The organism is Treponema denticola, assembly GCF_024181405.1.
GTDB lineage: Bacteria > Spirochaetota > Spirochaetia > Treponematales > Treponemataceae > Treponema_B > Treponema_B denticola_D.
In genome coordinates this window covers 496077-519648 of sequence record NZ_CP051302.1, presented here as the reverse complement: position 1 = coordinate 519648, position 23572 = coordinate 496077, and the positions used below count along the sequence as shown (strand labels likewise).

General features: G+C 39.2%; 19 protein-coding genes. 5 read left to right on the top strand and 14 right to left on the bottom strand.

Annotation, left to right across the window (positions count from 1 at the left end; translation table 11 throughout):
- Window positions 1–16 precede the first annotated feature (16 nt).
- The 4 genes from ispH to HGJ18_RS02365 all read right to left on the bottom strand — a co-directional run bounded on the left by ispH (window position 17) and on the right by HGJ18_RS02365 (window position 4407).
- Entirely contained in the window at window positions 17–886 is an 870-nt protein-coding gene (gene ispH / locus HGJ18_RS02380) for a 4-hydroxy-3-methylbut-2-enyl diphosphate reductase (RefSeq protein WP_253697503.1), read from the bottom strand.
- A gap of 19 nt (window positions 887–905) precedes the next feature.
- The gene (gene alr / locus HGJ18_RS02375) at window positions 906–2045 is read right to left on the bottom strand and encodes an alanine racemase (RefSeq protein ID WP_002670634.1); all 1140 of its coding nucleotides are present in this window, start codon (window positions 2043–2045) and stop codon (window positions 906–908) included.
- A 93-nt stretch (window positions 2046–2138) separates the two neighbouring features.
- Window positions 2139–3716, bottom strand: a complete 1578-nt coding sequence (locus HGJ18_RS02370; protein WP_253697502.1) for a glycoside hydrolase family 57 protein — start codon at window positions 3714–3716, stop codon at window positions 2139–2141.
- Window positions 3703–4407 carry a DUF4912 domain-containing protein gene (locus HGJ18_RS02365; protein WP_253697501.1) on the bottom strand — a complete coding sequence of 235 codons (705 nt, stop codon included), beginning with the start codon at window positions 4405–4407 and terminating at the stop codon, window positions 3703–3705. The genes HGJ18_RS02370 and HGJ18_RS02365 overlap by 14 nt, the downstream gene beginning before the upstream one ends.
- A 259-nt stretch (window positions 4408–4666) precedes the next feature.
- On the opposite strand from HGJ18_RS02365, the gene flcA reads away from it, so the two are divergent.
- Both flcA and HGJ18_RS02355 read left to right on the top strand, forming a co-directional pair.
- Window positions 4667–8041, top strand: a complete 3375-nt coding sequence (gene flcA / locus HGJ18_RS02360) for a periplasmic flagellar collar protein FlcA (RefSeq protein WP_253697500.1) — start codon at window positions 4667–4669, stop codon at window positions 8039–8041.
- Between the two features lie 30 nt (window positions 8042–8071).
- Window positions 8072–8830, top strand: coding sequence for a hypothetical protein (locus HGJ18_RS02355; protein WP_253697499.1), 759 nt, complete (start codon window positions 8072–8074; stop codon window positions 8828–8830).
- A gap of 42 nt (window positions 8831–8872) precedes the next feature.
- Here the strand turns inward: HGJ18_RS02355 and thrS are convergent, their stop codons facing one another.
- Window positions 8873–10630 carry a threonine--tRNA ligase gene (gene thrS / locus HGJ18_RS02350; RefSeq protein WP_253697498.1) on the bottom strand — a complete coding sequence of 586 codons (1758 nt, stop codon included), beginning with the start codon at window positions 10628–10630 and terminating at the stop codon, window positions 8873–8875.
- Between the two features lie 284 nt (window positions 10631–10914).
- Here thrS and HGJ18_RS02345 point away from each other — a divergent pair, with 284 nt between their 5' ends.
- Entirely contained in the window at window positions 10915–11826 is a 912-nt protein-coding gene (locus tag HGJ18_RS02345) for a hypothetical protein (RefSeq protein WP_436411286.1), read from the top strand.
- A gap of 14 nt (window positions 11827–11840) precedes the next feature.
- Entirely contained in the window at window positions 11841–12518 is a 678-nt protein-coding gene (locus tag HGJ18_RS02340; RefSeq protein ID WP_253697496.1) for a response regulator, read from the top strand.
- Here the strand turns inward: HGJ18_RS02340 and cmk are convergent.
- The 3 genes from cmk to murC are packed head-to-tail and all read right to left on the bottom strand — an operon-like array spanning window position 12510 to window position 15415.
- A complete protein-coding gene (gene cmk / locus HGJ18_RS02335; RefSeq protein ID WP_253697495.1) occupies window positions 12510–13073 on the bottom strand; it encodes a (d)CMP kinase in 564 nt (187 codons plus the stop codon). The two genes, HGJ18_RS02340 and cmk, sit on opposite strands and share 9 nt — an antisense overlap.
- Window positions 13074–13090: 17 nt before the next feature.
- Window positions 13091–13957 (bottom strand): YicC/YloC family endoribonuclease, encoded by an 867-nt coding sequence (locus tag HGJ18_RS02330; protein ID WP_253697494.1) that lies wholly within the window; start codon window positions 13955–13957, stop codon window positions 13091–13093.
- A 15-nt stretch (window positions 13958–13972) separates the two neighbouring features.
- Window positions 13973–15415 (bottom strand): UDP-N-acetylmuramate--L-alanine ligase, encoded by a 1443-nt coding sequence (gene murC / locus HGJ18_RS02325; RefSeq protein WP_253697493.1) that lies wholly within the window; start codon window positions 15413–15415, stop codon window positions 13973–13975.
- Window positions 15416–15506: 91 nt separating this feature from the next.
- Here murC and HGJ18_RS02320 point away from each other — a divergent pair, with 91 nt between their 5' ends.
- Window positions 15507–16859 carry a bifunctional folylpolyglutamate synthase/dihydrofolate synthase gene (locus tag HGJ18_RS02320; RefSeq protein ID WP_253697492.1) on the top strand — a complete coding sequence of 451 codons (1353 nt, stop codon included), beginning with the start codon at window positions 15507–15509 and terminating at the stop codon, window positions 16857–16859.
- On the opposite strand, the gene HGJ18_RS02315 is transcribed toward HGJ18_RS02320, so the two are convergent.
- The 6 genes from HGJ18_RS02315 to HGJ18_RS02290 all read right to left on the bottom strand — a co-directional run bounded on the left by HGJ18_RS02315 (window position 16792) and on the right by HGJ18_RS02290 (window position 23515).
- Window positions 16792–17577, bottom strand: coding sequence for a pseudouridine synthase family protein (locus tag HGJ18_RS02315; protein WP_253697491.1), 786 nt, complete (start codon window positions 17575–17577; stop codon window positions 16792–16794). The two genes, HGJ18_RS02320 and HGJ18_RS02315, sit on opposite strands and share 68 nt — an antisense overlap.
- Window positions 17571–18605, bottom strand: a complete 1035-nt coding sequence (locus HGJ18_RS02310; protein ID WP_253697490.1) for an RluA family pseudouridine synthase — start codon at window positions 18603–18605, stop codon at window positions 17571–17573. Before HGJ18_RS02310 ends, HGJ18_RS02315 begins: the two co-directional genes overlap by 7 nt.
- Window positions 18592–19101, bottom strand: coding sequence for a DUF8521 domain-containing protein (locus HGJ18_RS02305; RefSeq protein ID WP_253697489.1), 510 nt, complete (start codon window positions 19099–19101; stop codon window positions 18592–18594). The genes HGJ18_RS02310 and HGJ18_RS02305 overlap by 14 nt, the downstream gene beginning before the upstream one ends.
- Before the next feature lie 20 nt (window positions 19102–19121).
- Entirely contained in the window at window positions 19122–20003 is an 882-nt protein-coding gene (rsmA, locus tag HGJ18_RS02300; protein ID WP_253697488.1) for a 16S rRNA (adenine(1518)-N(6)/adenine(1519)-N(6))-dimethyltransferase RsmA, read from the bottom strand.
- A gap of 12 nt (window positions 20004–20015) precedes the next feature.
- Entirely contained in the window at window positions 20016–20663 is a 648-nt protein-coding gene (locus tag HGJ18_RS02295) for a PTS sugar transporter subunit IIA (RefSeq protein ID WP_253697487.1), read from the bottom strand.
- A gap of 236 nt (window positions 20664–20899) precedes the next feature.
- On the bottom strand, window positions 20900–23515 hold the full coding sequence (locus tag HGJ18_RS02290) for an ABC transporter substrate-binding protein (protein ID WP_253697486.1): 2616 nt from the start codon (window positions 23513–23515) through the stop codon (window positions 20900–20902).
- Window positions 23516–23572: the final 57 nt, after the last annotated feature.

The window sequence follows — 23572 nt, the reverse complement described above, 5'->3', positions numbered from 1 at the left end:
TATCCTTGATTAAGATTTATCCCTCAAGTAATTTTTTTTCTACCTCATCGATTATAAAATCGGGAGTTGAAGCTCCGGCAGTTAAACCGACTACGGAATAAGAAAAAATCTCTTTCGGTATTTCAGAAGCATCTTCAATTAACCATGAAGGCTTTTTTGTGTCAACAGCGGTTTGAAAGAGTCTTTTTGTATTTGCCGAATTTTTTCCGCCTATAACTAAAAGCGCATCAACTTCATAAGCTAATTTTTTTAGGGCAGCCTGCCTATCGTAGGTTGCAGGACAAATCGTATTAAAGACCTTTAAATCGGAAATCCTTTTCTTCAAAGCCGAAGCTATTGCTTCATACTCCGATTCCTTAATCGTCGTTTGAGCAATTAAAACGGCACTCCCGTTTGTACTTAAAGAAGAAGGTAAATCTATTAAAGCGGCTTCTTCGGCATTTTGAACGATTAAACATTTTCCTTCCGCATAACCTGCAATGCTTATAAGTTCTCCGTGGTTTTTATCTCCGGCTAAAATAACAAAAGCTTCTTCAGAATGTTTTTTTGCAAGGGCCTGACTTGCCTTTACTCTGGAGCATGTTGCATCTATTACCTTAGCCCCACTTTTTTCCAATTCGCTTTTTTTTGACGGAGGAATACCGTGAGCCCTTATTACGATAACGGAATCTTTATAGTCTTCATCTCCGGTAAAATTTTCAGTGTCGATAGTTTTTACACCCATTTGTTTTAAGCGTAACATTGTAGAAGGATTATGAATCAAAGGGCCGAAGGTATAAAGGCCGGATTTATTTTCAGTATTTTCTTTAGCTATTTTAAGAACCGTATCAACAGCTCTGCGTACTCCGGAACAATAACCTAAAACTTCCGCACGTTTTACAACCATAAAAACCGCCTGCACAAAATTATTGTATGGTTTCATCAATAAAAATACGCGGAACTCTTTTGTTTATATCGCATGTCAGTTCATAAGGAATAGTTCCGGCAATCTTTGCAAGATCTTGGGCCGTATTATTTTTAGGATGTTCTTTTGAAACAGGACCGAAGATACAAACCTCATCCCATCTTTGAACCCATGGAGAAGCACCTATATCTATCATACATTGATCCATACAAATGCGTCCGATGATCGGAAAAAAATCTTTTCCTATTCTCACTTTTAATCCGCTAAGGGAACGCATGAGCCCGTCCGCATAGCCTATAGGAAGGGTTGCAACAAATGTTTCTTTTTCGGCTGTCCAACATCTATCATAAGAAACGCTTGTATCCTTTTCAATTTTTTTGATAAGCACTACCTGTGTAACAAGCTCCATTACAGGCTTTAAATCTATTAAAGAATTTAGGGATGGAGAGGGTGCATAACCGTAGACCAAGATTCCCGGACGCACCATATCGAATTGGGCTTCGGGATATTGAAGAACAGCTCCTGAGTTTGCGGCATGAATTAATCCGGGATTAATCCCCGCTTTTTTTATTTCTTTTATTGAGTCCTTAAAAACAGAAATCTGTTTTTTTGTAAATTTAATATTTTTTTCATCGGTAGAATCGGAAACGGCGAAATGCGTACACACTCCTTTTAGCTCAAGATTTTCTGCACGGTCTATCTGTACCGCAAGTTTAACGGCTTCCATAGGAGAGCAGCCTATCCTCCGCATTCCGGTATCTATTTTAAGATGAACTCCGGCTTTTTTATTCAGTTTTTTTGCAAAACGGTTTAAATCGTTTATAAACTCCTCATCTATAACCAAAGGCTCAATATCGTATTTTAAAAGCTCAGGAATTTCTTCAAGCACGGGAAGACTTAAAGAAATAATCGGAGCTACAATACCGGCCTCTCTTAATTCGACAGCTTCCTGAATGGAGGCAACAGCCAAATAAGAAACCCCTGCCCTTATTGCTGCAACAGCGACCCTCACAGCCCCATGCCCGTAAGCATCGGCCTTGACCGGAAGACAAATCTTTACATTCTTGTTAAGCCGTTTTTTTATTTCTTTAATGTTATATTGTAAGTTATCCAAATGGATAATAGCCTTTGTCGCTCTCATAAGAATATTTTATACATTTATAAAGTTTTATGCAAGACCGATGAAAAATGTACATCCGTGTACATTTTTCATCTTAGAGTTTTGCCTGCTGCATTATTTTTTGCGGCTAAAAATACGGTAATTTATATCTTTAAAAACGGGATACTTACTTTCGCGTTCTGAAAGCCACTTTGCATCAGGCGAATCGGCTCCAAGGGCCTCATAGGCTGCCGTAAAAGAATTGACATGCTCTACAAAACGCCTTTCTGCAAAATCTTTAAGCTGCGGATCATTTATATAAAGAGGCCAATAAACGGACTGTAAAAGAAGCACCTCTCTCGCCGCAGCATTTAAAACGCGCTCTTTTAAGCTGCCGTCTGCAGGAAACATTTCGACAAGATCTATCATCCTCTCGGTAATCTTAACGATATATCTATACATCCAGTCGTTTTCTTTTGTTAAAAGTTCATCCGCATAACCCGACTTTAAAAAGGAAGAAAAAAACGGTTTAACGGTATAAAGCTGCTTGGACAAATTAGCGGCACCTGAAGGTAACATAGTTTCCAAGTCTTCACTATCATTTATCAGACTAAAAACCTTCTCAAGCCAGATAAGACCTTCACACCATTTTTTACCGAAAAAATCGGATGAGATAATCAAAAGGGAAAACGGTGATTCACACCCCCCCGTTTCTTTAACAGCTCTTAGAGCCTCTGCACGAGAGTTTACATAGGATTCGGCATCTGCCAAAATTTGAGCATGAGCTTTTTGTATGTCATAAGGAGTTTCTTCTTCATCCCTTGACCAATACCTGAACCCTATTGCCCGCCTGCCCTTTGAAGTATCAAATACGGAAGCTAAATATTCTTCGGATTGTCTAAAGCCGACATCATTTTCCACATCAATATAAACCTTATTTTGAGGAAACCCGTTGAGCTCATCATAAATAGAATTACAAGCGGAAAGATCACAGGCTAAAAATTTTAACCCGTTTTTTGAAGCTGCTGCCGAAAAAACACCGGCAGGCGGAACCTTATCCGAAAGCAAAAAACCTTCAGAAGAAACAACCGTATAATCATAACCGTAACTTCTTATAATATCATCCAAACCGTCAAAATAAGCCATAGAAGGAATCCAAAAACCTGAGGGAACAGAGCTGAAATGCTTGCGGTAATTTATCTGCCCCATTTCTATCTGTGCAGCAATAGCTTCCGGCATACTCAAAAAAAACGGTAAAAAAGAATTGGTTGCAGTCGTTGCCAACAGCTCCACATAACCTTGACGGGCAAGATAATCAAACTGCTTTAAAACATTTCCTCCGCAATCTTCAAAGATACGCTTATCATCATTAAAACGCTTTAGGTTGTATTGAATAAGTTTTTTTGTCTCTGCACATTCTGCAAAGCATTCGAGTTCTTTTTTTGCAAACTCTATTTTGCGCTGAACATGTTGACGGTATCTATCCTGCAAAACCTTGTCGGCAAGCATATCGCATAGTGCCGGTTCAAAAACAACACCTATTTTAAACGGAATATTTTCTTTTTGTAAGTTAGAACACATTTTCAAGACAGGCAGATAAAGATAAGATAAAGCATCAAAAAGCCAATCCTCTTCTATAAGGCCCTGCTCAACTTCATTGCATACATACGGCAAATGAGCATCCAAAATAAAAATTAATTTATAATCTTTCAATTTTCGGCTCCTCTTTTCCCCTAAATGCCTGACGATAATTTTTAAAATGCTGTTTTTTTAACTCGGAAATTCCTGAAAGATATACCGACGAACTTACATCATTGTCAAGAACACATAAATTATTAGGAATATTTTTTCGTCTAAGCCTTATAAGATTAGACTTTGCTAAAACGGAAACCTCTCCTTCAATTTTACGGGAGCATAATTCAACCCTTGTTACCGAATCTTCAAAAGAAAGATAAAAATATCTATTTCTATCTGCCTCTGCCACATCAATATCAAAATAATCGTATGATTCGGACAGATTATTTTCAGACAGCAAAAGAACCCTTAAAAAGAAAGAGTCAAAATCAGGATCATCCACTAAATTTAGAAATTCGGGCTTATAAAAATCCCAAAAAGCAAAGGCCCACATCGGATCCCTGAGCAGCACATGAATTTCAGTCTTGTTATAGGAAAGAGCCAAGCCTGCATTTCCTTTACCATCCATTTCATCATCTAAAAACAAGTCATCATTGCTGATCTTTAAAAGCTTGTTATCAGATAAATTAGAATCTTCGTCTATTTCAAGCAGCTCTTCAATTATTAGATTTCTGCATAGCCCTTTCGGTACAAATATGCCGTAATCATCGGCAATTTGTAAAAGCTCATCCGTAGAAACGGATTGTAAATAACTTTTTGATAAATTCACACATTTCCCCTAAATCAGCGGATTCCGCCGCCAACTACACTATTAAACTAGTCCATAATAATGCAAAAAAAAAGCCGTTATGTCAAGAGAAGTAAACTATAAAACAGCTTTTTAGCGGCATGATAGTAAGATTATCGGCATTTATATTTGGTTTCTGAATATGTCAGAACTCATTGAAAAAAAACTCCTTTTATGGTATAAAATAATATATCAAGTTGAACCAAAATAAGCCGAAAATAAGGGGGGAGGCCCGCTCAATATGCCCGGTATAAAAGAGCTTGAAAAATTTAAAAATCAACTTCTCGCAATAGCAAACGAACCCGAAATTACGGCAAAATGGGGGGAAAGACGTGAAGATATTCCTTTACCCAAAGAAATGCCTCTTCCTGATGTAAATCTGGATGACTTATTAGGTTTTAAAGAAGAAGATAAAATTCCTCCTAACCAAGAACAGGATGATCTTTCAGAATTTGATGCGGCAGATATCTTCCCTGCAGAAAAAGATGAAAACGATGGCGCTTCCCAAGACTTTGACAACATGCTTTCCGGTTTGGACCTTGAAGGACCTGATTCATTGGATGACATAGGCGGCTTAGATGATGACGGCTTTGATGTACCCGAAGCTCTGCTCTCCGGACTGGGGGATATGGTTGAAGATGCCAGAAGTGAAGATGCCGTAAATACGGATGATGGAACAGATGATATTTTCCCGGATTTTGATACGGACTTTGCAGTACAGGAGCCGGATTTAGGTAAAGCAAACAAACCCGACATAGAAAATATAGCCGATTTAAATGATTTTGATTTAGATGATTTTACTGATGAAATAAACCCCTTAGAAGATGCCGGCACGTCTTTTGAACCTGCCGACTTAGGTATAACCGCATCGAGCGATACCGATAATGATGTAGACGAACTTGAAAGTATAGATTTTTCACCCGCGAATGAAGGTCTTGCGAGCATGGATTTTGCTCCTCTGTCCAATAATCCCGACAGCATAGATATGTCTCCGGAAATAGATGAGCTTGAGGGCCTGGACATATCACCTGAGAAGGACTCTCCGAAAACTTTCGATCTATCGCCTAAAGCTGATGAGCTTGAAGACCTTGACCTATCGCCTGAAACCGACGAGCTTGACGACCTTGACCTATCGCCTGAGACTGAGGAGTTCGAAGACCTTGACCTATCGCCCGAAGCTGATGATCTTGAAGATCTTAACCTATCACCCGAAGACGAAGGCCTTGAAAGTATGGATATTTCTCCCTTCACAGATAGCCCTGACAGTATAGACCTGTCTTCTCCACAATCTGATAAAGGAGATTTTTCAAGCTTTTCAAAATCATCAGATCCGCAGGAACCCTCCTTTGACGAATCTTTGACGGGAGAAGACTTGCTCAGTTCGGAAGAACCTAGCCCTGCTCAAGAAAATGTCTCACCGCCGGGAAGCGGATTTACAGACATAGATATTCCCGAAATAGACGAGCACACAGCCTTTGCTATAGATGACAATGTTTTAAATACTGAAATGGGCGGAGGAATGGATGATTTTTCCGTTCCTGAAAGTTTTATCCAATTTTCTCCCGAGAAGAATTTTAAATTTTTTGAATCAAAAAAGCCCATAGACGAAGAAGAATATGAGGGAAAAATACCTCTTTCAATTTCTGAAGATGATTATGACTACCTGATAGAAAGAGTTTCTTCATTTCCTCTCAATTTAAGAATAGAACTTGAAGACTATCTTGTAAATGTGAACGATTCCGAATTAAACAAGATGGAAATCGTTCATTTAATTGTAAACGATGTTTCTCTAAAAAAGATAGTAAGCAAATTAGAAAAAATCTTAGATAAATCCATTCCTATTCCGAGGGGATTCGATAAAAAATCCTATGAAGACTACGAAAAAGAAAAACGCAGCTTTAAGTACCGCTTTGTACATAAGATATTACCTGCTGCAATTTTAACTACAGTAGCTCTGGGATTTATCCTTTCTATTTTTGTTCTTGTATGGCAATTTATATACAAACCGGTTGTAGCCGAAGGCTTATATAAAGAAGGAATGACCGGTATAGAATCGGGCCAATATGAAAGAGCTATCAAGCGCTTTGATGATGCAGTAACTTATAAGAAAAAACGAAAATGGTATTTTAAATTTGCAAATGCCTTCCGTGAAAAAAAGCAGTTTCTATCAGCAGAAACAATTTATGAGAGGCTTTTATCCGACTTTAACCATGACCGCCAAGGCGGTATCGAATATGCAGATATGCTCAGTACCGATTTACGCAACTATGAAAAGGCCGAAAAGGTTCTTAAAAGAGGAGTACTAGACTATCACATAAATGACCAAGGTACTCTTCTAGCTTTAGGAGACGTTTACTTGGACTGGGCAGATGAAGATTCTACAAAATATGAAGAGGCCAGAAAAACCTATGCAAGCCTTATAAACCTTTACGGATCCAAGGACGTATTTTCAGAAAGAATGATGCGTTACTTTATCCGCACGGACAATTTGGCCGAAGTTTTACCTTTAAAAAACTATTTTTTAAACAAAAAGCTGCCCGATGACGACCTCATCGAACTCAGCGGCTATCTTCTTGAAAAACGGTATGAGCCCAAACCTGCCGATTCTGAAAATCTGATAGGCAAAATAGATGATTTGCGGGAACTATTGGAAAAATCCATAAAAAAACGGCCTGAAAGCCCTGAAGCCAATTATAATATGGGACGCTTCTTTTTACACAATCAAAAAAATGAAGCAGCAAATGATTATCTTGTAAACGCAATAAACCTCTACGAAGACAGCATAAAAATGACTCCGAAACGTACTATCAGACAGATAGATGCAATGCGTCTTTACGGAGAGCTCATAGCAGGCGATAAGCTGTATAACGAAGCTCAAGAAATCTATGCAAAAGCCTTAGCCAAATACGAAGCTTACACAGCTCAAAAGGGCATTTATCCGTCCCCTGTTATCGGAAAACTTTATGCAAACTATGGAGATATTTCTTATTTTATAGCCGGAGATTATGATGAAGCCTTGGATGCTTACGAACATGCAGTCCGTGAATTAAATAACAGTCCCTCAATTCAATACAAGATGGGCTATATCTATTATCAAAAAGAAAATTATTCGGATGCAATGAAGGCTATGACTCTGGCTTACAGCGAAAAACCTAACGATAAGAACCTTTTATACGGATTTGGAAATGTCCTATTTAAATATACCAATTATTTTGCGGCCCAAGCTTACTATGAAAGACTGATGGAATTACTGGAAGCCGAAAAAATAAGAAAGGGAATTATTTTTCCGCAAACACGCGTTGACCATGCGGAATTTGTAGAAGACTATATGCACACTTCAAATAATCTTGCCGTAGTGCTTAACAGGATAGCCGTTCAAAACGGAGATTCCAACAAAAACGGAAGAGCCTTATCCTTGTTCGGAGAATCAACAAGGGCTTGGGATGCTTTAAACAGAAATCCGGAAACTATGATTCGGGCAAAAACAATAAACCTTGCTTATGCAAATATTCAAAACATGGTAAAGCCGCGTTCTGCATTTGTACCGGAAATCTACAGCGATATACCTAAGACCCTTGAAAACGAAAAGGTTCTACAACAAACGGAAGACAGATAGGCGGGAGCGAAAATAAAACGGAGAGAAATTATGATCAAAAAAACAAACTTATTTTTTTCCATCTTGCTTTTAATTTTTTTAAGTTTTAATATCCATACTCAAGAAGCGGCATCAAAACAAGAAATTGAAAAAAAAACCGAAGAAACAAATGAGGCGAATCAAACAGAAGTTTTAACAAAGGTTCCATCAGACTTCGGTTTTTACATAGGTACGGAAATGGTATTTTCCAGTCTGAAAAAACACGCTGCTCCGCCCTTTGGCGTTGCCTTAAATCTAGGGGCCGAATACGAATATAAGGGAATAACAATGTTAAGTATAGTTCCCTCCTTGGATTTTTCTCTTTTTCACTATGGTTTTTACAAAAAAAGGGCCTATATTTGCGAAATAGAAAATAGAACGGCACTTACAATGAGCTTTTTACTTGATGTTCCTTTTTTAGCAAGACTTGACTTAAAAAGATGGACAATCAGCATGGGCGGAGGCCTTGCTTTTTTTCTTCGATTCGGCTTGCTTGAACCCGGAATAAAACCCGAAGAAACCGGAGCTGAGGGATTAAGTGCGGTAAAAGAAGTACAGGAAATAAACCGGTATTTTTGGCAAAACGGACGCTTTATTTATCCATCGCTGCGCATTAAGGCCGAATATACCCTACCCTCGGGCTGGAAGGCAGGCGTACAGCTAAAAACCTACCTGCCATTATCAAACCTTTGGGATAAACTCGTCAACAAGAGTTCAGACGGCTTAATAGTTCAGGCAGGTATTGTCTTACATCCTGCGGTCAAAAAATAGGTATTCGCAAAAAGAAACAAATTAAAATCTTTTAATTTCGCCCTATTCCGAATCAATAGCAAAAGAATCAACCTTGTCTTTTAAGAATGAGATAAATTCATCAAGACTCATAACCTTTTGACCGCCCTTTCTCATTCGGACAGCAACCGAATTATTGTCCATTTCGCTTTGGCCTACAATCAGCTGATAGATGACCTTTTCTTCTTGGTGTTTTCTGATTTTAGCATTCATTCTATCGGTTCCGATGTCGGCTATAACCCTAAAGCCTTTTTCGTCCAAGATTTTTTGAACCTTTTGAGCGTAGTCGTTAAAGGCGGGAGCTACGGGAACGATAACTGCCTGAACAGGGGCCAGCCATGGAGGCAAAATACCTGCACAGTTTTCTATCAAGATTCCTATAAACCTTTCCAGTGAGCCTAAAACTGCTCTATGAAGCATTACAGGATGATGCTTATTGTTGTCATCGCCTATGTACTCGGCATTTAGTCTTTCGGCAGACGGAAGCTGATAATCTACCTGTATGGTACCGCACTGCCATTCACGGCCGAGGGCATCGATTAAAGTAAACTCCAGCTTAGGCCCGTAAAAAGCCCCCTCGCCCTCTGCAATTTCATATTCGAGTCCTGCATCTGCACAGGCATCGGCCAAGGCCTTTTCTGCCCTGTCCCATGTAGCATCGTCCCCTACCCTCTTTTCGGGGCGCGTAGAAAATTTAACAAGAATTTTATCTTCAGCAAAACCGAAGTCGGCATACATGCGCTTTAACAAGGCACAAAATTTTGAAACTTCAGAAGAAATTTGCTCTTCGGTACAAAAAATATGGGCATCATCTTGAACAAAACCGCGGACACGCATAATACCGTGTAAAGAACCGGACGGCTCATTTCGGGTACAGGAACCGAATTCGGCTAAGCGCAGGGGTAAGTCCTTGTAACTCTTAATACCCTGTTTAAATATTTCCACATGGCCCGGACAGTTCATCGGCTTTAAAGCAAAGAGTCGCTTTTCGCTTTCGGTTATAAACATATTTTCTTTATACTTAGCCCAATGGCCCGACCTTTCCCACAAGGAACGGGGCATAACAAAGGGGGTATGAACCTCAAAGTAGCCGTCTTCTTTTATGCGTTGTCTTACATAATTTTGTATGGTCAAATAAAGAGTCCAGCCCTTGGGATGCCAAAACACTTGCCCCGGATTTTCTTCATCTATATGAAATAGATTCATAGCCTTGCCTACTTTTCGGTGATCCCGCTTTTCGGCTTCTTCAAGCATAGCCAAGTACTCTTTTAAATCGTTGGGCTTTTCCCAAGCCGTACCGTAAATTCGGGTAAGCATGGGCCTTGTTTCATCTCCCCGCCAATATGCTCCGGCTATTTTCATAAGTTTAAAACCTTGAGCATTTATGTCGGCCATCGAACATACATGGGGACCTCTGCAAAGATCGGTAAACTCACCGGACTTATAAATACTTATCTCTTCGTCTGCGGGCAAACCCTTTATAAGTTCAATCTTAAAAGGCTGATCCTTAAACATTTCAAGAGCTTTTTCGCGGCTTATCACTTCCTTTTCAAAATTTGAACGGGTAGTTAGAATTTTACGCATTTCTTTTTCGATTGCGGGTAAGTCATCATTGTTTATGGGTCGAGGCAGCTCAAAATCATAATAAAATCCGTAATCGATAGCCGGCCCGATCGCAACCTTTGTTCCCGGAAATAGATTAACTACAGCTTCAGCCATAACATGGGCAGTACTATGCCTCAGAGTACTTAATTTTTTTGATTTTTCTTGTAAAGTTGACATATTTTCCTCTATTTTGTATGATATGTATTGTTAATTTTAAAAAAAAACTATATACTATCCTAAAGATTTTAAAACCTAAAACAAACATTAGTATGTTTTATTTATTATACCTTATTGATTATACCATAGTCAAGTAGAATATGTGTATAAGCTAATGAAAAAAGAAAAAACAGCCGATAATGAATAGAGGTTTTCTTAACTTAAAAATGGAGGAAATTTACGTGAAAAAACATTTTATAATTGTCCTTTGCATTATTCAATCTTTATTTATATTTGCTCAAAACATGACCGAGTCTGTTTCAAAGGCCGATGTTTCTATAAGATTTTATGACAGGCGTGTTTATTATCCCGGATCGGGAGCTTCCGAACCTATTTTTGTACAAATTTCAATTACAAACAATAAGTCGGAAACCCTTCGATTTAAACTTGCGGATGACAGGTCATTTAGCATAGATTTCGGAATTATAAACAGTAAAAACAGACAATTACAGCACACAGCAGAATGGATGAGGAAAAGAAATACTAACCGCCAAATTTATTTCCGCGAAATAACCTTGGAACCCGGAGAAACATATTCTTTTATCGAAAACATAAAAGATTATATCGAAATTAACGAGCCCGGAATATTCCTTGTAAATTCTTTGTTTTTTCCAGAATTAAAACGGTATTCGGACAATTCGGAAACACACGTAATTTCAAATAAGTTAAGCCTTGAAATAAAACCGGCACCTTCAGCCGCAGCCTTGGGGTCATTACCTGTTTCTCCGCTTTCAGGCGAGATATTACAGGCAAAACCCATTCCGCCGGATCAGGTAATAAGTTATCTTTTAACTGCCCGCCAAAAATCTCTATGGGAGCAATTTTTTCTCTATATGGATTTAGAAAAGATGATATCCAGAGATCCTTCACGCAACCGAAGATTTAAAGCAGAATCAGAAGCCGGCAGAATGGAAATGGTTGAAGTGTACAAACACGAATTAAGTCAAGAAAGAGTCGACAAGGATATTGCCGTCATTCCGGTAGAATTTAAAATAGAACATACGGGCTACACAGACACAAAGGCAGAAGTCAAGGTAATAGAATGGTTTGAATACTCCAATTTTAGAGAAAAGAAACGCTTTACATATTTTCTAGCCTCAAAAGACGGTATATGGACCGTATATGATTATATAGTCGAGAACTTAGGAACGGAATAAGGATAAATTTTAAAATGAAAGCATTATTGATTTCGGATTTACCGCGTTCAACTGATGATTTACAGCCTCTTTTTTCGGAGTATAAATTTGACCTTATACATTACCGCTCTCCGCTAAAAGCTTTGGATAATATTGAAGAGATTAGTCCCAATATTGTACTTATCAATACCCGAGACTTCCCGCGCCATTGGAAGCCTATTACACAGCATATCCGATGGGATACTTCAAGGGAAGAAATACCGGTAATACTTTTAACTCCGCCCGATTTTTCGGCAGATGAAGCAGACAAAGCAATGTTTTTAGGAGTCCAAGGTATTATAAACTTAAAAGAAAACTATAGTTTTAACGATGTTCTTAAAGAATTACGTACGATTTTTAACCGGTATAATTATAAGCATATCAAAAATCTTGAAAAGAGTGTTCAGTTTTTATTTACAAATCCTATAAATGAAACAATAATAACGGGAACGGTAAAAAACTTAACCGAGAGCGATATAACGTTCTTACCGGATATGCCTGCGAATGTAGGTAATTTAAATGCAGACATGGTTCTTGATCAATGCTCCTTAAAAATAGAGCACAACTTTATAGTTCCAACTTGTAAAATAGTTTCAAATGACAGTGTTTTAAATTTAAAATTTGTGGATTTATCCGATGAGGATAAAAAAACTATTACGGACTTCTTAAATTAAAAGGCCTCTGGAATAAAGCTCGTCTAATATTTTTTCCACAATTTTTTCAGGCGCAAGGTTGTCCGTGTCTATAATAAGATCGGCCTTTTCGTATTTTGTGTTATCTATACCGTATAGCTCTTTGTATCTCCGAGTATCTTCAAGATCCCGCAAATCGGTGTCGGCCTTTATTTTTTCTATATCGCCGCCTTCTCTTTTTTGAATTCTTTTTGCGCGTACTTCTATAGAGGCTCTTAGATAAACCTTCAAATCAGCCTGCTTTAAAAGCCAAATTGCCAATCTTGAACCCAAGACACAGGAACCGGCTTCTGCAAGCTCAATCTGTTTTTTATCTACCGTTTTATCAAAAGAAAAATCTTCTTGGGCTCTTTTTAAAACCTCTTCAAAAGAGATATTAAGCTCCTTAGCAATATTTTTAAAAGTATAATTGATACATGGTAAATTTAAGGTCTTTGCAGTTAAGGTAGAAACCGTAGTATTTCCGCAGCCGGAAGGACCGGAAATTGCAATTCTCAGTTCTCTTCCTTCAGGGATTTTAAAAGCCGTCTTTTTCATATTTTCTCCGATAAAACCTACTCGACATTCCTGCTTTGTTCTCTTATGTTTTCAAGAGCATCTTTTACTTCGATAATAGACTGAGTCATTTCAATCATCTGATTTTTTGAACCTATAGTATTTATCTCCCTGTTTATTTCCTGACAGATAAAGTCGAGTTTTTTACCTATGGGCTCATTCTTTTTAAGCTCATGAGATAGAGAATTACAATGGGCTTCAAGCCTGACAATTTCTTCGTTGATTGTGTATTTAACAAGCATTACGGCAACTTCCTGCATAATGCGTTGTTCATTTATTTCGCTGCCTAAAAGTTCGGTAAATTTTTCTTTAATATTTTGACAAAAAATTTCTTCCATTTGAGGCGCATATTTTTTTATTACCTTCAACGAAGCGTAGATCCTGTCCAGATTGCTTAAAATATCTTTTTTTAAGACAGATCCTTCATCAAGCCTTGTCTTATCGTATTTTATAAAGGTCTCTTCAAATATGGGAAGCAGGGTGTTTTCCCAAGCGGGAATATCTATATTTCTTTCTATAATGATTACACCGTCCTTTTCGGAAAATCGGTTTATATCTATTTCGGGGTTTATTCCGGCAGCCTCGGACACCTCCCTCATAGCCTTTGCGTAGGCCTTTGCAACCTTAGTATTGGTAAGGATATCTACATCTATATCCGCATCCTTCACATGAAGGGAAACTTCAACCTTTCCGCGGGCTATTTTTTCAGAAAAGTAAGCTCTAAAAACAGGCTCAAGGGCAGAAAGCCAAAAGGGAAAATTTAAATTTAAATCCAAATATCTTGAATTATAGCTTTTTATCTCCAAACTTATAAAGGAATTAGGTTCGGTCTTTTCGGTAAGGGCATAGCCCGTCATACTTTTCATATATTTTTCCTTATTTTAACTAAGCTCTTTTAAAATCTCGGTACCTAGAACATAATTATCCCCCGCACCAATCGTAATAAAAATATCTCCCGGCTTTAATTTTTCTAAAACAAAGTTTTTTGCGTCCAATACTTCATTAAAGAAAAAGACGTTTTTATGATACTTCTTTGTGCGGTTAAAAAGGAGCTCTGCATCTACCTGCCCCTGATATTTTTCACGTGCCGAACTGAAAATCTTGTGCAAAATTACCATATCTGCATCTCCAAAACAAGAAGCAAATTCTTCCAAAAGAGCCTCCGTCCGAGTGTACGTATGGGACATAAAGTCTGCAATTATCCTTCGTTTCGGATAGAATTGGCGTAAGCCGCTTAAAAGAGACTTAATGGCTGTAGGATGATGGGCATAGTCATCATAAATCAAAATATCCTTAGATTCTATCTTACCTATTAATTCGGTACGCCTCTTTGCTCCGGCATAGGAAGATACGGCCTTTTTGATGGCAGAAACGTTGGCCATCGAGATTTCGCCGTATTCTTCTTTTAAAAGACTCACCGAAAGGGCTATTGCAGCAGCGGCATTTAAAGCATTGTGTTTTCCCGGGATTTGCAGATAAAACTCTCCCGAAAAACCGGCAAGAGAAAAATAAAGCTTTTCATCCCGTACACCTGAAACAGTCAGCTTATAATCGCCCGAAGCTTTTTCCCCATAGGGAATAAAAATAAGATCAGGTCTGCTCGAAAAACTTAAACGGGCAGCCTCGCAAGCCCCATCATCATCTGCACAATAAAAGAGTTCGCTGAATTGTGGAAGCCTGTCGATGTACTGCAAAAAAGCTGTCAAAATAGACTCATAGGTCGGATAATAATCTTGATGATCCGGTTCAATTCCCGTTAAAATTATCTTTTTAGGATAAAAGTTTAAAAAATGCCTTTTATATTCGCATGTTTCGGCAACAAAGTATTTTGAACCGCCGAGCATTGTGCATGAATCGCCGAAACTCTTTATTACGCTTCCTGCCAATACCGAAACGGGAAGTTTTAATTCTTTTAATATAGAACCCGTAATCCCCGTTGTGCTGGTCTTTCCTTGGACACCTGCAATACCGCAAGAATAGGAATGACGGGACAAGGCGCCTATAGCCTCGGGATAAGACATCTTAGGGAGGTCTTTTTGTTCTATAGCATACATTTCTTCGTTATTATCGGGAGAATAGGCTGCCGAATAGATAACAAGCCCTACATCATCAGGAATATTATCGGGAGAAAAGGGAGAAAAAATATCTATATTAAGTTTTTTTAAAGCATCATCAGTATAAAAATTTTCAGGTACATCACTTCCTGAAACCACGGCTCCACGCGAAACCAAAATTTCTGCCAAAGCCGTCATTCCCGTACCCTTAATACCGATCATATAAATCTTAAAACCTTTTAAATTATCGGGTAGAATAACTTGACACATGCGTATATAATATTCTATATTCTGTTTTTTAGCAATAGGGCATAGCTTGGAACGCGTCATTGGTGCGGAACCCAAGGCCCGGAGGTCTTATATGAATACCGAAGAATTCAGTAAATGGCTTGATGCCTTTATAAATTATGAAAGAAATGCGCACAAAGACGAAAACAATCTTAAAAAAATGCGGAAATTTGCCGATTTTTTCGGCAATCCTCAAGACGATTTTCTATCGATTCATATTGCAGGCTCAAAGGGAAAGGGTTCCGTTTCTACCATGATTGCATCAATTTTAAAAGAAGCCGGAAAAAAAACGGGCCTTTATACTTCTCCCCATGTATCGGGCTTCAGAGAGAGGATGACCCAAGCAGGAAGTTTTTTTGATGATGAGGCCTACTCTGCCTCTTATAAAAAAATCGTTGAAGGCTTTAAGGCGATACTCAAAAAGGAGCCCGAAATAGATCCCGGGTGGTTTGAAATAGTTACGCTTACGGCCTTTTTGCTTTTTAGTATGCAAAAAACGGATTGGGCGGTTATCGAAACGGGGATGGGCGGAAGGCTTGATATGACAAATATCCTCAAACCGGCGGCCTGCGTTTTAACCCCTATTGAGCTTGAGCACACCCGGTACTTGGGAAATACTCTCGAAAAAATAGCTTTTGAAAAAGCCGGCATTATAAAACAAAACACTCCGGTCTTTTGCTGTAAACAGCCTGATGAGGTGCTGGCGGTCTTTAAAAAAAGAGCGGCTGAGCTGAATGCGGAATTTTTTTATATCCCCGAAATCGTAAAAGAACCTGTAAATTACAATCTGTCAAAAGAAGGCTTAAAAATAGATATGGAATTCAAAAATTCGCATTATTTAAGCAAGCTATTTAAAAGACCCATAAGCTCAAACCTAAAACTCCTTGACCTGATTCAGGCGGAAAACGCAGCCCTCGCAGCCTGTACGGTAAAATATCTTTTTCCTGAAATAGATGAAGCGATTATAGAAAGGGGGCTTGCATCGGCTTGGCTCCCTGCCCGCTTTGAGCTTCTTTCGGATAATCCTGAAATTATAATAGATGGAGCCCATACAAAAAACAGCATTGCCCTGTGTATGAGCACCTATACCGAGCTTGTAAAAGAAAAAGGAACTCTCATCTTTGCATGTGCCGAAGACAAAAACGTAAAGGACATGGTTCCTTTTTTTAAGGATAATTTTACAAAAATAATCGTTACAATTCCGGGTTCTTCAAAAAAGAGTAATCCCGATTTAAGCTATACAATTTTCCAAGAAGGGCTCAAAGGTTCTTCCTGTATGGTAGAAAAAAATGCGGACTATGAAGCCGTAATAAAAAACGAAATAATCGAATGCAGAGAAAAAAAGCAGCCCCTTTTGATTACAGGATCATTTTATCTGGCGGCTGAAGCAAAAAGGATACATAGTTTTTTGAGTCCTCAAGCTTAAAATTTTTTTTAGGTTCCGGAAAGGAAAGGCCTACGGCGTAAAGCTGCAAGGGATAAGAATGATCTTCTATTTTTTCCTGCGGAAAATCTTTGAATTTTCCGTTGTATAAAGGGTCGCCGTAAATAGGCAGCCCTATGGAAGCAAGGTGAGCCCTTACCTGATGCCTAAAGCCTTGAGTTAAGGTGCAGGTTACCCTCGGTACCGAATCATCTAAATTATTTATATCGATAATATTGGTTGTATAAATTTTAGCTGTAGAAGAAAAATCTCTCATACCGTAAAAAACGGGAAGAACCTTTTTTCCCTTAGGGCCGTAAGTTCTAAATTGGCTTGAAATTCTGTACGGAAGGTTCAACCGTGAAAAATCGGCATTTAAATCCGTCTCGTTATCAATATCCGTAAAGGCGACATAGGTTTTCTTTATTAAATCGTTTCCTTGCATTAAATTTAAGGCATCATAGCTTTCTTGATTTTTTGCTATTAAAACCAAACCGCTTGTTGCCGTATCAAGCCTGTGGACAAGGCCCGCTTCAATATCCTTTTTTCCTTTTACCGACGCTGCTTCGGGGCATCTTTTTAAAAACCAAGAAACCAGAGTACCTTCTTCATCTTCTGAAAGAGGAGCCGTAGGCATTCCGCGAGGCTTATATAGAACGGCATAAGCCTCATTTTCAAAAATAACTTCTGCTTGAGAAGAGAATTTACAATCAATTAACATAGAGCCTCCCGTGTCAGTATTTGTTTAAAATCATTAGGTATAGGTGCCTTAAATTCTTTTTTTGAATTTACGGTATCAGGAATTATCAGCTTATAAGCATGAAGCATAAGCGGCATACCGGTCTTGTCAAAACCTGTCTTCTTTTCAAGCCCTGTCTTTTTTTTGCCGTAAACCTTATCGCCTGCAACCTGGCATCCCATAAACTTGGCATGTAAGCGGATTTGATGAGTTCTTCCTGTGTAAATTCTAAAAAGAACCAAGGACATTTGTCCGTTGGATTTCAAAACCTTATAGGCTGAAAGAGCTTTTTTTCCTTTTGACAAATCGGCAGAGACGCTAAATTTTTTTCTGTCTGAACTTGATCGAAAAACAGAAGTCTTTATCCTGCCCTTATTTTTAGGCGGAACACCATCGAGGACTGCAATATAATATTTTTTTACCGCCCTTTTTTTAAAAAAAGATTTTAAAAGCTTTTCGGTTTTTAAATTCCTTGCAGTAATAATAAGCCCCGAAGTTTCCTTATCCAGACGATGAACAATACCCATGCGGTAGGGCTCCAAAGAAAGTTTTTCAATATTTTTTACTTCGTCACTTAAAAGACTATTAAGTTCTACGGCAAACTCATCCTTAATCCTAGAATCATAAAGCCTGTAATAATTTAAAGCATTTACAAGGGTGCCGTCCCAATTTCCGCCTGCCGGATGCGTTACCATGCCCCTTTCCTTGTTTACAACAATTATATTCTCGTCTTCATAAATTATATTAAGCGGAAGTTTTTGAGGATGAGCATATTCGGGGATCGGATTATCCCAAACAAGCTCAATAAGGTCTCCGTTTTGAACATTGCGGGAAAGCTTGGCTTTTTGCGAATTTACATAAAGAGACTTTAAGCCCGTCTTTAATTGAGAGCGGCTTAAGTTTTTCAAGGTTTCGGTACAATAAACATCAATCCTGCAAGGAGATACAAGACCTTCAACCTTAAATTTTTCGGATATAGATCTACAAGGAACACTCTTATTGAGCGTCATCGGATTCCTCTGTTTTTGAAGTTTCGGTTTCTTCACTTTTATTTTCTTCAATTGGAATCAACAAAATTGCGGGCTCCTCATTTTTTTCCTCAAGTTTTTTTGCGTTAGCCCTTTTAATTGAACGGTAGGTTAAATCTATTATTGCAACCCCCAATGAAATACCAACAGCCGTTAAAAAAACACCCAGCTGTTCCTTTTCGGTAAGCTTTACCGCAATCTTGGCATCTTTAAGAGGCCATGGATTATAGGCAGGGTCCCCCTTATGCGCTATTGAGCGGCCTATGTCATAGGCCCAAAACGATAAAAGCGAAACAAAGGGCAGGGCACCAAAAGTTATAATTTCAAAACGGCGTAAATCCTTTTGCCATTGCTTAAACTCCTCGGCCCCATAGGGATCGGGGGTTCTTGAAACCTTGGTGTCTTCAGCATAAACCGGAAAAACGGAAAAAAGAGAAACAAATAAAATCAAAGAGGCAATTTTTTTTGTATGCTTCATTTATTTTTGTCCAAGTTTTTTTACAGATGCCCTATTATATCAGAAAGAAACAAAAAGTCATATAGGGCAAGGGATTCGGCTCTTAAATTTCCGCTTAAGCCTGACCTTTCTAAAACAAAATCGATCTTATCGCCGTACCCGTTTGATTTCATCCACGAACCCAAATTGTTTTTTATATTTTTTCGGCGTGAAGAAAAAAGAGCTTTGACTATTTTGATAAAAAGCTTAAAGTTTTTATACTCTGCAAATTCTTTTTTTGCCTTAAACAAGACGGCGGCGGATTCTACATTGGGCTGAGGCCAAAAAGCTGAAGCCGGAATAGTCTTTACTATCTTACACTCATAAAACAAGGAGCAGAGTACCGAAAATGCCGTATAGTTTTTATTGTCAGGCCTTGCAGTAATTCTTTCGGCAGCTTCTTTTTGCACGGTAAAGAGCATTGTATCAAAAACGACGCCGGCTTCTACCGTAGAAGCAATCAACTCGGAAGCAATGTTATACGGAAGATTGCCGAAAAAAACATCGGGCTTTCCATGCTCTATTAAATAAGGATGCCAGTTTTTTTGAACATCACCCTCAACCAATCTAAAATTTTGTTTTGAGCTTTCTAAAAAGAATTTCTTTAAAAGAGAGATAAAGCCCTTGTCAATTTCAAAAGCGGTAAGATTAACTCCCTTTTCTAAAAGAAGATAGGTCATAGCCCCAAGCCCGGGGCCTACTTCCCAAACCCTTGTTCCCTTATCAAGAGTCAAAAAGGAAATCAAGTTCTCGCGTGTCTTTTTATCGATTAAAAAATTTTGACCGAATTTTTTTTGCATGGCAAAACCCAGAGTCTCTAAAAGAGATTTGAGTTCCGCCGGAGAGTCATAATTCGGGAGACTTAAAAAAAAACCGGAGTTCATCGAACCCGTACCCTATTCGCACAAAAGAGCATAAACCTCCGAGGGGTCGGTTGAATTTAATAGGCTGCTTTTAAGTTCTTCATTACGCAGCTTTGCACTAAAATGGGAGATTGTCTGCAAATAATAATCATGCTGGTTGTTTGCAGCGGCAATCATAAAGACCAAACGCACGGGATTTCCGTCAACAGCGTCAAAGTCTAAAATATCCCTTTTAGAAATACCTACAGCCATGACAAGATCGGTAACTGAAGACAATCTTACATGGGGAATAGCAATTCCTCTTCCTACAGCTGTAGACATGAGAGCTTCTCTTTTTAAAATTGCATCTAAAAGCTCTGCCGAATTTTTTACCTGAGGAGCCTTAGCCAGAACCTCGGACATCATAACCAAAACATCATGCTTTGAAGCATAATCCAAAAGGACAACCCTGTCAGGCGACAAAAAATTTTCGGTTACTATTCTATGCTGCTTAGAAGCCGAAGTTTTTGAAGAGGTTAACCTTTCATCAACCCAGCTTTCAATGTCATCTTTTTTAAAACGCCAGACCGTCCCAATCTTTCCGGCAGGTATTTCACCTTTTTGCGCCCACTCGTAGACCGTCCTCTCGGAAACACGCAAATAGCGGGCCACTTCTTCAATAGTTAAAATTTCGCTTACCAATAACTTTACCTCACTAAATATTTAAGCTAGCTCGACTAAATATATAAACAAAAAATGAGCTCAAGTATTTTGCATAAAATGTTTGGATATGTCAAGATATAGTAAAGATTTATAGAACATTACCGCGAAAAAACTCAAAATGCCTCAAAGCCCTTTGGGTATCTCTAAAAAACTTGTCAGACTTTTAGAAATACCCCGCTTCAAGGCATTTCGATTCAAATTACAATCTTAAAATCCTATTTAAGTATTGTAAAGCTTACCGAATTTGCTGAGGGCGGCTCATCGGAAATTGAGGTTAATACAACCATTATGTATTCTGCACCCTTTTCAAGTCCGGCTAAGTCCGATGCAGGTACGGTAATAGTGAATTTACCGTCACCTATTGCTTTAGCAGTATAAGTCTTCTCTCCGCCTGAAGGAAGCTGGAGACGTCCTTCAACCTTTCCCTTATCGAGAGGAACTCTTTCTACCTCAGGATATGCATACTTGGAAACGGTTACCTCAAATACGGCATCCTTGTCGGCTGAAGGCGCTACGGGAGCCTTGATATATTGAATCTCGGTAAGGTCCGTTCTAAACATATTCGGGAAGTAGTCGCTCTTATAAGGATACTTATCGAAGTTGGTTAATACAACGGAACTTGTAACAGGATCTATTTTTTCGAACATCAAGGGACCTGTCGTGATATAAGCATTTCCGTATTTTTCGATAAAGGCTATAGAAGCCTTGTATCTTTTAACGGCATAATCTTCATTTACAAAGCCTTTCAACGGATCAGGAATATGCTTTGAAGCAGCAAATTCTTCCAATTTGGCCTTGAGGTCTGCAAGACAATCGGGGTTTTTAACGTTTGCTTCTACACCGCGCTCTCCGCCGTCTTTCGCAAAGTTATAAACCGTTCCGCTCTTTGAGCCGTGTACTACCATTTCTGCCAAGGCTTCATAAATTTCCCAAGGTACGTTTGTTCTTCGGCCCGGGTTGGCAGCCTTTACGCTTAAACCGCCTACACTTATGGCTGTATCTCTCGGAATAGGAGCATGGAAGTAGTTACTGTATGTAGTGATGGATCCGTCCTTATTAAATACTATACCCTTTGTGTTTTTAAGGCTGGGAAGAGTTACGCCGCTTAAAGGAGCATCATAATAGAGGTCTCCATCTCCGTCCTTGATGGCCCACTCATAGGCAAAGGCAAAAGCATAGCGGACATCGTTAAGGTCTACAGGTTCACCGTGATGCCAGTAATAACCGTCTACCAGCTTACCCGTTGCAACAGTTGCAACACTTTGACCGCTCTCGGCAGGAACCCATTTTTTTGAAGCAGTGTCATACATAACGGCTTCTGCAGGAACGGGAATATCACCGCCCATTACAAGTTCATCATCGCCTTCTTCAGTCTTTTTACCTGTGGCTACGAATTTGGGTGCAAATTTTGCATTTGCAACATCAACAGTTGACATGGCAAATTCGGATTGCCCTACGGCAGGGTTATCAAAGGAAGCTCTATCGGTAACGGTATTTGTAAATGCAGAACTGTAGGTATCGCTAAAGCCTTGTCCGCCTATGGGGTCCCATTCAGACATAAACAAAGAACCTTGTGCCGAGAACTGCAATACACGTAAAACCCTCTTTCCCTTATAGGGGCCGTCAGCATCCGGCTTAACATCGGCACATCTTACGGTCCAGCCGTTAAAGCCGTCAGAGGTTCCATAGAAAAGACGGGAATTAAATCTTCCCTTGTTGGCTACATATAAATCGTTTTGAGAAACAACATAAACACGGACAGCCTCTTCCATTCCGATAGCACACATATCGGTTGTTTCGCTAAAGAATTCTTCGGCAGTCAAATACTGTCCGTATGCGGCCTTTTTACCCAGAACATCGAGTTTTTCGTTCGAATAATTCCAGAATTCGGCCTCTCCGCCTCCGGGCATATAGCCGTAGAAAGGGCTGTACATCTGGCAAAGGGGAGTTTCCCATGTTACATAGAAACCGCCTGAACCCCAGCCTTCAAGGTACATTGTCCAATCATAGTTGGCAGGGTTTCCTCCGTAAACAAGGCTTCCGGCTGTTTTTCGGTCTCGCTCAAAACCTTCAACCGTAATGCCGGCTTTTTCGATCTGAGCATGAATATATCGGGCTGCAGGAAGACGGCCTGTAGGATCGTCAACACGCATTATGGACTTGATTGTAACGGGCTTGCCCTTGTACATCCACTTTCCGTTTTCTTTTACAAGTTTTCCTTTGTTTTCGGCAAGTTTAGAAGCCTTTTGCATAGCGTCTTCAATCATGTTGATAGCTTTTTGCTCATCTCCCGTTTCGGTGATACCGAATTTGGATGCCAAGATGTTATAGCGGTATGCTCCGGGAAGACCTACGGTACAGGGTGTGTACATAGGAGAACCTTCACCTAAAAGAAGTTCATCTACCAATTTTTTTCGGTTGATTAACCAGTTAAAGGCATAGCGGACTTCTTTGATGGCAACGGGGTTAAACATTTCCTCTCCGGCTTCCGTCTTCCAAACATAGGGGGCCTTGTTGGGAATGGGGTTAAAGAGAAGAGACCAATAACCTGTAGGAACAGGATAAACATCTATCTTATCTCTGTCAGCATCGCTTAAACCCGACAAAAGTACGGGCGGAACAGAGGTAAACATAAGGTCTGCCTTTCCCTCAATAACATCTTTTAAGGCAACCGTCTGGTCGGTACTTACGGAGTAGATAACTTTATCCACATAGGTACCGTTCTTTACGGGGCTTTTGCCTCCGGCAGCAGTTCCGCTACCGCCTCCGCATGCAGTAAATACCAAAGCCACTGCAAGCATACATGATAAAAACTTAACAAAACTTTTCATTAAATTCCTCCTGTTGTTTTTATGTGTTAAAAACACTGCATATATTAAAACATACTA

Bases quoted from the DNA above. Each gene is read 5' to 3' on its own strand.
- HGJ18_RS02290 (WP_253697486.1), bottom strand. From the start codon at position 23,515: ATGAAAAGTTTTGTTAAGTTTTTATCATGTATGCTTGCAGTGGCTTTG.
- rsmA (WP_253697488.1), bottom strand. From the start codon at position 20,003: ATGAACTCCGGTTTTTTTTTAAGTCTCCCGAATTATGACTCTCCGGCG.
- murC (WP_253697493.1), bottom strand. From the start codon at position 15,415: ATGTGTCAAGTTATTCTACCCGATAATTTAAAAGGTTTTAAGATTTAT.
- flcA (WP_253697500.1), top strand. From the start codon at position 4,667: ATGCCCGGTATAAAAGAGCTTGAAAAATTTAAAAATCAACTTCTCGCA.
- HGJ18_RS02310 (WP_253697490.1), bottom strand. From the start codon at position 18,605: ATGACGCTCAATAAGAGTGTTCCTTGTAGATCTATATCCGAAAAATTT.
- HGJ18_RS02320 (WP_253697492.1), top strand. From the start codon at position 15,507: ATGAATACCGAAGAATTCAGTAAATGGCTTGATGCCTTTATAAATTAT.
- ispH (WP_253697503.1), bottom strand. From the start codon at position 886: ATGGTTGTAAAACGTGCGGAAGTTTTAGGTTATTGTTCCGGAGTACGC.
- HGJ18_RS02330 (WP_253697494.1), bottom strand. From the start codon at position 13,957: ATGAAAAGTATGACGGGCTATGCCCTTACCGAAAAGACCGAACCTAAT.
- cmk (WP_253697495.1), bottom strand. From the start codon at position 13,073: ATGAAAAAGACGGCTTTTAAAATCCCTGAAGGAAGAGAACTGAGAATT.
- alr (WP_002670634.1), bottom strand. From the start codon at position 2,045: ATGAGAGCGACAAAGGCTATTATCCATTTGGATAACTTACAATATAAC.
- thrS (WP_253697498.1), bottom strand. From the start codon at position 10,630: ATGTCAACTTTACAAGAAAAATCAAAAAAATTAAGTACTCTGAGGCAT.
- HGJ18_RS02355 (WP_253697499.1), top strand. From the start codon at position 8,072: ATGATCAAAAAAACAAACTTATTTTTTTCCATCTTGCTTTTAATTTTT.
- HGJ18_RS02345 (WP_436411286.1), top strand. From the start codon at position 10,915: ATGACCGAGTCTGTTTCAAAGGCCGATGTTTCTATAAGATTTTATGAC.
- HGJ18_RS02340 (WP_253697496.1), top strand. From the start codon at position 11,841: ATGAAAGCATTATTGATTTCGGATTTACCGCGTTCAACTGATGATTTA.
- HGJ18_RS02305 (WP_253697489.1), bottom strand. From the start codon at position 19,101: ATGAAGCATACAAAAAAAATTGCCTCTTTGATTTTATTTGTTTCTCTT.
- HGJ18_RS02315 (WP_253697491.1), bottom strand. From the start codon at position 17,577: ATGTTAATTGATTGTAAATTCTCTTCTCAAGCAGAAGTTATTTTTGAA.